The following is a 778-nucleotide window of genomic DNA, read 5'->3' as shown; positions in this document are numbered from 1 at the left end:
AAGACCGCTCCGCAGATAGCAGCCGACAGCATGCCCTCACCGACAAAGCCAGCGTGRGAAGGCTCATGRCCACTGCCACCRCCAGAAATCAGGCCAACCTTGCCTGTCTTCTCACTCTTGCGGGCAATGATATCAAAGCCCTCCACCCGATAAACCAAATCACTGTGAATATAGGCCAAGCCATCCAGCATCTCGTCCACAACCGCCGTTGGATCGTTGATAATTTTCTTCATAGATGTCCTCCGTTTCTCTGCGCTTCTCTATAATGAGCAATTTGCTCTAAAAAGAAAGCGCTATCATTTTGATATCATTTTAACATTTTATCTTACCGAAAGCAAATTCTGCCACATCTTAGACTAGAAGAAAACATCAAATTAGTTGACAAGAAAAAGTAGACAGTGTATACTAAAGATAGATAAGTAGACAGTGTATACTTTTCGGAGGAGATACATGAAACGCAATACTGCCCAGCTGAAAGAACAGCTCATCCAAACAGGGATTGACGAAATCGGAAAACATGGAATTGAACAGCTTTCGCTCAGGACTGTTGCCAAGGCCTGCGGTGTGACTCACGGCAGCCCTTACCGCCATTTTGAGAGCAAGGAAGGCTACCTTAAGGTCGTTTTGACCCAGCTTTCGCTGTTTCTCAATCAGGAAATCAATGAAAAGATTGATGCGACAGGTTCTGCGCGTGATCAGCTGACCCAGCTTGGTCTTAATTTTATTATTTTTGCCAAGACCTACCCTCATTTTTTCGAAGCTCTTTTTATCAAATTTC

Annotated in this window: 2 protein-coding genes; one reads left to right on the top strand and one right to left on the bottom strand. The window is 44.3% G+C overall.

Annotated elements, in window-relative coordinates:
- Positions 1-233, bottom strand: a 233-nt coding sequence (locus K4I03_RS12335) for a dihydroxyacetone kinase subunit DhaK (protein WP_227965632.1), incomplete at its 3' end; no start/stop codon positions are given.
- A 217-nt stretch (positions 234-450) separates the two neighbouring features.
- On the opposite strand from K4I03_RS12335, the gene K4I03_RS12330 reads away from it, so the two are divergent.
- Positions 451-778: TetR/AcrR family transcriptional regulator (locus K4I03_RS12330; RefSeq protein WP_227965629.1), on the top strand; the 328-nt coding region annotated here is incomplete at its 3' end.

Source organism: Streptococcus sanguinis (assembly GCF_020729725.1).
Taxonomy (GTDB): domain Bacteria; phylum Bacillota; class Bacilli; order Lactobacillales; family Streptococcaceae; genus Streptococcus; species Streptococcus sanguinis_V.
This window is presented reverse-complemented; position numbering and strand designations above follow the sequence as displayed.